The sequence below is a fragment of the Cohnella lubricantis genome, assembly GCF_014212015.1.
In the GTDB taxonomy this organism is placed as follows: domain Bacteria; phylum Bacillota; class Bacilli; order Paenibacillales; family Paenibacillaceae; genus Cohnella; species Cohnella lubricantis.
This window is the reverse complement of the sequence record NZ_JACJVN010000109.1, coordinates 1-8,799: the sequence shown is the minus strand read 5'-3', so window position 1 is coordinate 8,799 and position 8,799 is coordinate 1. Positions and strand designations below refer to the sequence as shown.

Genomic DNA, 8,799 nt, shown 5'->3' with positions numbered 1-8,799 from the left:
CATTAATTTATTGAGGGAGGGTATCTCAATGAACAACTTCACATTCCACAATCCGACCAAGATCATCTTCGGCGAAGGCTCGCTGAGCCAGCTGGGGCAGGAAGCCGCGAAGCATTCGAATAAGGCGCTTATCGTCTACGGCGGGGGCAGCGTGAAGCGGACGGGCCTATATGACAAGGTCGTCGCGCAGCTCAAGGAGCATCATATCGAGACGTTCGAGCTCGGCGGCATCGAGCCGAATCCGCGGCTGGCGACGGTGCGCAAGGGCATCGAGATTATCCGGTCGAACGGCATCGGCTTCATTCTGGCGGTAGGCGGCGGCAGCGTCATCGACGCGTCCAAAGCGATCGCAGCCGGCGTTCCTTACGAGGGCGACGTGTGGGACTTCCTTACTCGCCAAGCGAAGCCGACGTCGGCCGTTCCGCTCGGCACCGTGCTCACGCTCAGCGCGACCGGCAGCGAGATGAACGGCGGGGCGGTCATCACGAATTGGGAAGAGAACCGCAAGCTGTCGTTCGGCAGCATCTACACGTTCCCGAAGTTCTCGATTCTGGACCCGACGCTGACGTTCACGGTGCCGGCCGATCAGACGGCTTACGGCTCGGTCGACATGATGACGCACGTGTTCGAGCAATACTTCAGCCATACGACGGACACGCCGCTGCAGGAGCGGCTGTGCGAATCGATCATGCGAACCATCGTCGACAATGCGCCAATCGCCATCGCGAAGCCGGACGACTACGCGGCCCGCGCGAATCTGATGCTGTGCGGCACGTATGCGCTCAACGGCGGCATGATCAGCGTCGGGGTACAAGGGGATTGGGCAAGCCACGGGATCGAGCATGAGCTTAGCGCGATCTATGACATTCCGCACGGAGCAGGACTCTCCATCGTTTATCCGAACTGGATGAAGCATGTGTACCGCGAGCGGATCGAGCGATTCGTACAATTCGCGGTGCGCGTATGGGACGTCGATCCGTCCGGCAAGACGGACGACGAGATCGCGATGGCGGGCATCCAAGCGACGCGGGAATTCTTCACGCGGATTGGCGCACCCGCGACGCTGACCGAGGTCGGCATCGGCGACGATCGGCTGAAGGAGATGGCCGACAAGGCGGTTCACTTCGGCCCGCTCGGCAGCTTCAAGAAGCTGACGAGCGAGGACGTGGAGCAGATCTATCGGCTGAGTCTGTGAGGTCGGCAGCGCCTCTGCAGGCGGCTGAGGCTGGCGACGAGCTGCGGCGGCTCAGATCAAGTTCCACAGGAGCGGAACCAGCAGCAGGGAGGCTGCGATCCGCTCCGCCGTCAACAGTCGATGGCGCGGACTGTGCAAGAACAGCACGGTCGACAGCACGAGACACAGGCACACCGAACCGACGTAGGCGATCAAGCCGAGCGGGTTGAGGATGAAGGCGGGGCGGGCGCCGAGCCACTCCAGCATGCACCACAGCGCAAGCAGGAGGTAGGCGAGGATGCTTAGAAGCCTTCTCTTGCGCCAATCCATTTGCCAAGCCATGCGGCACAACTCCTTTCAGGATGAGGAGCCCGGCCCGCGGCGGATGCTGTGCATTCGCGAACGCAGTAAGCCGGGTCCTTTTTTTTGCGGTAATGTGATTTATTTCACATAAGTTTAGAGACGAATGTGATAGAATGGTGACCGAGTCTATATTTATTGTGAACTATTTCACAAAGTTTCTTATTTCTAGTGTATGACGAATAGGGTCGAAAAGCAAGAGGCCGGCGCGGAGGTTAAGCAGCCTCGGCGCCGGCCCTTGTTCAATTGGTTAAGCTTCGATCGCGGTAGCGGAGGCTGCCGATCGGGCGGCATTCGCCTTGCGGTCGGCGGCGATGCTGATCAGGCAGCCGATTAAGCCGGCAGCCGCCAGGCATACCGCGACCCACGGCACTTGCCCCAACCCGAGGTGCGTGATCGCCAGTCCGCCGAGATAGGCGCCGCCGGCGTTGCCGATGTTCAGCACAGAGTGCGTAGATGTTGCGGCGAGCAGCGGGGCTTCCCGCGCCAGATCCATGATGCGGAAGTTGACGCCGGGCATGACACCGAAGGCGGCGACGCCCCACAGGAAGACGGTGACGACGGCTGCGATCGGATGATGGAAGGCGATGGCGAGAACCACAAGCAGGATGGCCAGCACGACATAGCCTGTCGTGACGGAAGGCATTAGCTTCCAGTCCGCCAGCCGGCCGCCGACGAGGTTGCCGATCGTGATGCCGAACCCGAACAGCACGAGAATGTAAGTCACTTGATGCTCGGCGAAGCCGCTGATGCTCTCCAGAATCGGCGTAATATACGTGAACAAGGAGAACAGGCAGGCGCAGCCGAACATGCCGATGCCGAGCATGAGCAGCACGCGCGGATTCATCAGGCTCTTCAGCTCGCGGTCAAGCCGAGGGACCTCATCCTGGCGAATCTGCGGGATGAAGCGGATGATGCCGGCCAGCGAGATGATGCCTAGCCCGACGATGACGGCGAAGGACGCCCGCCAGCCGAGCTGCTGGCCGATCATCGTGCCGAACGGAACGCCGACGATGTTGGCGATCGAGAGGCCGGCCAGCACCAAGGAGACGGCGCCCGCCTGCTTCTCGGGGCGGACCAGCCGCGAGGCGATGAGCGAGCCGACGCCGAGGAACGTGCCGTGCGCGAACGCGGTCAGCACGCGGGCGGCGAGCAGGAGCGCGAAGCTCGGCGCGACGATCGATAAGGCATTGCCTGCGATGAAGATGATCATTAGCAGGACTAGCAGCTTTTTCTGAGGGACGCGGAGGGTCAGAACAGTCAACAAGGGAGCGCCGACGGCAACGCCGAGCGCGTAGCCGGTAATGAGGAAGCCGGCCTTCGGGATGGAGACGTGCAGGTCATGGGCGACGTTCGGGAGCAGACCCATGATGATGAACTCGGTCATGCCGATGGCGAAGGCGCCGAGGGTAAGGCAAAGCAGCGGGAACGGGAACCGCTCCTTGGCGGTCGTGCTAGTCTGTTGGCTCATGGTCTCTTCCATCCTAATCTCTCTATTTGAGGAATAGTATACCACCGACGGTGAGCGGATGGCGCGATAAATCTATTATAGCGGGGAGAACGAAAAAGAACACACAATGGCCGGTTAGAGGGTGTGTCCGGGCGAATGTGTATTAAAAATAATACACAATGGCTGGTTAGTGGGTGTGTCCGACTCGTTGGCGTATCCGACTAGCTAGCTTAGCCGGGCGAAATGTTGGGCAACCGCAACCGCAACCGCAACATGCAAATGAGTTGTCGCATCTGCTCATTTTTTTGCGGCGCAAAAAATCCGCCTTCCGAAGAAGGCGGCTCCTGCCAGTTACTGCCGGGCGCTGGGCGGATCGCAGAGGCGCAAGCAAGCCGTGCGCAGCCTAGCCCTTAGTCGTTCAACAACAAGCTGCGGTACAGCTTCACCTGCTCGACCATGTGGCCGATGTTGCCTTCACCCGCGAATCGGGTCATGTCGAAGAAATTCTGCTCCAGGTCGGACCAGTACAGCTCATTCTCGTCTCCGGACACCGCGACGTCGCGCTTCAAACGCCCGGCGTACACTTCGACATAGCAGTCCTGCAGGTAGTATTTAAAGTCCATCACATGATGCAGAACGACGTCCTCCCGGGAGACGCCGGTCTCCTCGCGAAGCTCCCGATAAGCCGCGTCCATCCCCGGCTCGCCGGGTTCGATCTTGCCGCCGACGAAGTTGCTCAGCCCCTTGTAGGGATCCTTCAGCCTTCTGCACATGAGCAGCCGGTCCATCGCTTCGTTGTAGATCATGAGAAGGTTGTAGCCTTGCATGAGCGATAAGCGCCTCCTTATTTGCGGAGCAGAAGGTAGATGAAGTACGGCGCGCCGATGAACGCGACGACGATGCCGGCGGCAACGCCGTCCGGCGGCGCGATGTTGTGGCCGATCGTGTCAGCCAGCAGCAGCAGCCAGCCGCCCATCAGCACGGAGACCGGGATGAACATCTGGTGCCGCGGCCCGACGAGCGCCTTGGCAATGTGCGGCGCCATGAGCCCGACGAAGGTGATTGCGCCGCTGACAGATACGGCGGAAGCGGCAAGCGCGACGGCGGATAGCAGCAGCAGGATACGCTCGCGGCTCACGGAGACGCCGGTGCTGACCGCTACCGATTCATGCATCGAGAGCAGATTAAGCGAATTGGATCGCATTAGAGCGAACGGAATCAGCACGATAAGCCAAGGCAGAACCGATAAGACCGATGGCCAGTCCGTTCCCCAGATGCTGCCGGCCAGCCATTTCGAGATGAAGTCAACCTTCTCCCGTTCGGCGGAAGACATGATCACGAACATCAAGCCGGACAGCGAGGTGGCCACGCCGATGCCGATCAGCACGAGCCGGGTCGGCTGCAGGCCCTCTGCCTTGCTGTAGGAGAACACATAGATTAAGCAAGCCGTCAGGAAAGCGCCCGCGAAAGCGACGACAGGCAGCAGATAAGCGAGCGAGCCGGGCTCGATCGGCGCGTACAGGAAGAAGACGGCGACGCCGACGCCGGCGCCCGCGTTGATGCCGATCACGCCGGGATCGGCGAGATCGTTGCGCGAGAGGCTCTGCAGGATCGCGCCCGATAGCGCGAGCGCCATGCCGGAGAGCAGCGTGACGACGATACGCGGCAGCCGGAGCTCGTAGAGGACGAAGTGCTCCATGAAGGTGCCGTGTCCGAAGAGCGTCGGGAGCAGGCGATTGAACGAGAGCGACGATTGGCCGATGCCCATGCCGACGACGATCGTAGCCACGATTAGCAGGAATAAGGCGATAACGATGATACGTTGTTTGCGAACCAATGCCGGATTCATGAGAACGACTTCACTCCTCTTCGCACGATGAACAGGAAGAAGGGCAGTCCTATTACCGCGGTGATCGCCATGACGGACGTCTCCTGCGGGGCGTTGATCGTGCGGGCCAGCGTGTCAGCCAGCAGCATGAATATCGCGCCCCAGATGGCGGATGCCGGAAGGACGGCGCGGTAATCGGTGCCGACCATGGCGCGAACGATATGAGGAATCATAAGTCCGATGAACGCCAGATTTCCGACGAGCGCGACGGATGCGCCTGCCAGCAGAATGACCATGAGGTATAGAATGATTTTCACATAGGCGGTGCGCACGCCCAGACCGACGGCAGCCTCTTCGTTCAAGCTGAGGAGGGTCAACTGTCTGGTGAAAAGAAGGGAGACGACAATGCCGGCGATGATGACGGGAGCGATACTTTGGACTTGATCCCACGACGTGCCGACCAATCCCCCGGACGTCCACATGTTCACGTCCTTGGACACTTTGAAGGCGAGGCCGATGCCTTGCGCGATCGCATACAAGAAGGCGGACACGGCCGCGCCTGCCAGCACGATCCGCAGCGGGGACAAGCCGCCTCGCTTCAAGGAACCGAGGCCGAGAACCAGCAAGGTGCCAACAGCCGCGCCGATGAAGCAGGCGGCCGTAATGCCGATATAGCCGGCCGCCGGGATGAGAGCCAACGTGAAGGCCAGCGCGGTATTGGCGCCGGCCGTCAGGCCAAGCAAGCCGGGGTCGGCGAGCGGATTGCGCGTAAGCCCTTGCATGATCGCGCCGGAGACGCCGAGCGCGGCTCCGACGAGCATGCCGGCGATCTCGCGAGGCAATCGGATCTCGCGGATAATCGTTACATTTTGCTCAGCTATGTTAGAAGTTATGGCCAGCCAGACATCCCGTACGTCGACGTCGGCGGCGCCGAATATCATGGCAATGGCGAACATGACCGCCAGAGCGGCCAAACCAGCGATCAGCTTCCAGAGGAAGCCGTATGTAAGTCGGTTGTTCATCCTTCACTCATCTTTCTCGTTAATAGAGTAGAGGGAGGAACCCGCTGTCGCGAATTCCTCCTGAAGTGGAGTTTATTGGCCTAGGAAAGAGTCGATAAAGAATTGAAGCTGGTAATCGAGCGTATCCGCGTCGTTGAAGTAGAAGTCTTCCATCTTGACCTTGAAGACGTGTCCTGCCTTCACGGCCGGGATGTTCTTGTAGGTATCGGTCTGCTCGAACGCAGTATCCGCATCGGAGCTCGTGCTCATGATGATGTAGTCGCCCGCATATTCCGGAATGACTTCCGACGAGATCTCGAAGTAGCCGTCCTTCTCCGTCGCTTCCTTCTGCTTCTGCGGCATCTTCAGCCCCATTGCTTGATAGAGAATCTCGGTGCCGCGTCCCCAGTTGTCGCCGTAGACGTACAGCTGCTTCTGGTAGCTCTCGATGACCGATACGGTCGCGTCCGCGCCGATCTTCGCCTTGATCTCCTCGCCGGCTTTGGCGGCGCGAGCTTTGAAGTCGTCGACCCAAGCGGTCGCCTCCTTCTCCTTGTTCAGCACCTTGCCGATCTCGATGTGCTGCGTCAGGTAATCGACTTTGCCGTACGTGAAGACGACGGTCGGCGCGATCTGCTTCAGCTTATCGAGGTTCTTGACGTTGTCCAGGCCAATGATCAGGTCCGGCTTCAGCTCGATGATCTGCTCTAGATTCTCATCGGATACGGTCGCCACATCCTTTAGCTTGTCGGCCCATCTCGTGTTCATCTTGGACCAGGAATCGACGCCGACCAAGTTGACGCCGAGCGAGATGACGTCGCCGACATAGGAAGAGAGTACGACAACGCGTTGCGGATTGGCTGGCACTTCGACCGGACCGGTCTGGGATTGATAAGTGATCGTGCCGGTTGCCGCTTCGCCGGACGCCGTGTCGCTCGGGGAAGCGCTTGGCGATGCGCTAGGCGAGTTCGCAGCGGAAGTAGCGGGGGAACTTGTATTGCCGGCGTTGTTGCTGTTATTGCCGCAAGCGCCGAGCGCTAACACGAGCAGAATTGCGAGGGGAAGCATCCAAACTTTTCTCATATGCGAGACTCTCCTTCTTCTCATTCCACTATTTGATAATGATTCTCAATATCAAGACTAAGCCAAACTTTATCTTCCTGCGCCCCATTTGTCAATAGAGAAAATGGAAAATCAGACGGAATCTTCTTGCGATACGGCTATCGTTCTATTATTCTTCATATTTTCGGCTGCCATACGCTTTCCGGATCAGCGCAGAAGCGGCCTACGGTTGCCCGCAGCGGCAACATTCGATATGATAATATATGCTGAATTTGACCGGGATACGGAGAATGGATGAGTTGATGAGCAAGCTTAACGAACAGAATCGGTTGCAATTGGCGGGTAGATCTGCGATGGACGAGGCGGCTAAGCGCGCGAATCGTCAAGCGGAGAAGGAAGAAGAGAAACGCTGGGCGGCGATCGATCCTTCGATCTCGCTGTTGGAAGCGCTCGGCCGATTGTCCAAACAAGAGCTGACCGCGATTCGTATCAAGTGGAACGTGACCGGCGCCAGCTCGCTGAACAAGAACGACCTGGCGGACAAGCTGGCGTCATCGATGACGGAGCGATTGCCCGAACTGCTGCGGCTATTCGATGAGGAGCGGTACCAGGTAGTGAAGACGGCGGCCGACCGGAGCGATGCGCTTCCGGCTTTGGAGTTCCCGTCCGACGTCCGGTACTTCATGGAATGCGGGCTTCTGTTCCCCGGAACGGTGGACGGCAAGCGGGTCATGATTATGCCGCGCGAGGTGAAGGAGTTCTTCCGCGGCTTCGATTCTTCGGCGCTTCGCAGCGCCGTTCGCGACAATTCGCGGCTCGTTCGGCTGGTGATGGGATTGCTGGCATATTACGGCGTTCTTCGCGCCGAAGAGCTGTCCGCGAAGCTCGGGGTCCATGTGAAGGAGGTTCCCGCTGCACAGGAGCTGGACCGTCTGCTCGCTGAGCGCGAGGATTACGCGGCAGGATGGCAGCGGGGGGATTACGGCTACGCGGATGAGGCGGTAGGCGAGCCCGAGCAGCTGCTGGCTGAGCATGAAGGGCGCAAGGAGATTCCTTATTATCCGTTCAAGACCGAGCAGCTTCTGCAAGCAGGTGTGCCGGACTTCGTCGAGCGCGGGATCAGCTTCCGTTCGTTCGTTCGCTTCATCACGACGAACTATTCGATCGCTGAAGAGGATGCGGACGAGATCGTGACGGAGTTGACCTGGGATATCCAGAACGGTGCGATGCCATCCGCCATGATGGAGGCGCTTCAGGATCGGTTCGAGATGGCCGACGAGGCGATCGCGGCCGGCTTCATCGCGCACTTGACCGCGCTGAACAACAACACGCGGCTGTGGGCGCTGAAGGGCCACACGCCGGCGGAGCTGTCGGCTGCGCGTGCGGCGGGTTCGCAACGCGGCGCTGGGGCGGCTGGCGGCATGGCGGCCGGAGCCGGAGCCGGTGCGGGTGCAGCAGGCGTTGCAGGTGTTGCAGGCGGCAAGGCGGTCTCCATCGCCGGCAGCCGCAAGATCGGGCGGAACGACCCGTGCCCTTGCGGCAGCGGCAAGAAGTACAAGAAGTGCTGCGGCGCGAACGCGTAAGCGGGCGTTAGCCGTCGGAGCTCATTCGCTCGCGTGGGCGTCAGTGCGATTGGCTGCGTGATGGCAGCATTGGCCGGCTTAGGCATGCGTCCAGACATGAATCAGGGGCTTCCCGTAAGGGATCGCCCCTGATTTTTTTGCAATAAGGCAGTTTAGCTGCCTTGTTGCGATCGGTCGGCCGAAGTCACGCTGAAGAAGGCACAAAAACTGCCTTGTCTGCGATCAGCCCGCCGGCTCGCGCCAAACAAGGCACAAAAACTGCCTTGTCTGCGATCAGCCCACCGGCTCGCGCCAAACAAGGCACAAAAACTGCCTTGTTTGCGATCAGCCCGCCGACTCGC

8 protein-coding genes are annotated in these 8,799 nt (G+C 59.9%); 2 read left to right on the top strand and 6 right to left on the bottom strand.

From position 1 onward, the window contains the following. The first annotated feature begins 28 nt into the window (after positions 1-28). Positions 29-1,195, top strand: a complete 1,167-nt coding sequence (locus tag H4Q31_RS21105; protein WP_185181044.1) for an iron-containing alcohol dehydrogenase — start codon at positions 29-31, stop codon at positions 1,193-1,195. Positions 1,196-1,246: 51 nt separating this feature from the next. Here H4Q31_RS21105 and H4Q31_RS21100 read toward each other — a convergent pair whose 3' ends face one another. The 6 genes from H4Q31_RS21100 to H4Q31_RS21075 form a co-directional block, all read right to left on the bottom strand. Then, positions 1,247-1,516 (bottom strand): hypothetical protein, encoded by a 270-nt coding sequence (locus H4Q31_RS21100; protein WP_185181043.1) that lies wholly within the window; start codon positions 1,514-1,516, stop codon positions 1,247-1,249. 268 nt (positions 1,517-1,784) lie between these two features. Beyond that, positions 1,785-3,005, bottom strand: coding sequence for an MFS transporter (locus H4Q31_RS21095; RefSeq protein ID WP_185181042.1), 1,221 nt, complete (start codon positions 3,003-3,005; stop codon positions 1,785-1,787). Between the two features lie 389 nt (positions 3,006-3,394). Next, on the bottom strand, positions 3,395-3,811 hold the full coding sequence (locus H4Q31_RS21090; RefSeq protein WP_185181041.1) for an NUDIX hydrolase: 417 nt from the start codon (positions 3,809-3,811) through the stop codon (positions 3,395-3,397). 17 nt (positions 3,812-3,828) lie between these two features. After that, positions 3,829-4,833: a FecCD family ABC transporter permease gene (locus tag H4Q31_RS21085; protein WP_185181040.1), complete on the bottom strand. Its 1,005-nt coding sequence runs from the start codon at positions 4,831-4,833 to the stop codon at positions 3,829-3,831. Further along, positions 4,830-5,834, bottom strand: coding sequence for a FecCD family ABC transporter permease (locus tag H4Q31_RS21080; RefSeq protein WP_185181039.1), 1,005 nt, complete (start codon positions 5,832-5,834; stop codon positions 4,830-4,832). Before H4Q31_RS21080 ends, H4Q31_RS21085 begins: the two co-directional genes overlap by 4 nt. A gap of 72 nt (positions 5,835-5,906) precedes the next feature. After that, the gene (locus H4Q31_RS21075) at positions 5,907-6,896 is read right to left on the bottom strand and encodes an iron-hydroxamate ABC transporter substrate-binding protein (protein WP_185181038.1); all 990 of its coding nucleotides are present in this window, start codon (positions 6,894-6,896) and stop codon (positions 5,907-5,909) included. Positions 6,897-7,177: 281 nt separating this feature from the next. Here H4Q31_RS21075 and H4Q31_RS21070 point away from each other — a divergent pair, with 281 nt between their 5' ends. Further along, positions 7,178-8,458 (top strand): SEC-C metal-binding domain-containing protein, encoded by a 1,281-nt coding sequence (locus H4Q31_RS21070; protein WP_185181037.1) that lies wholly within the window; start codon positions 7,178-7,180, stop codon positions 8,456-8,458. Positions 8,459-8,799: the final 341 nt, after the last annotated feature.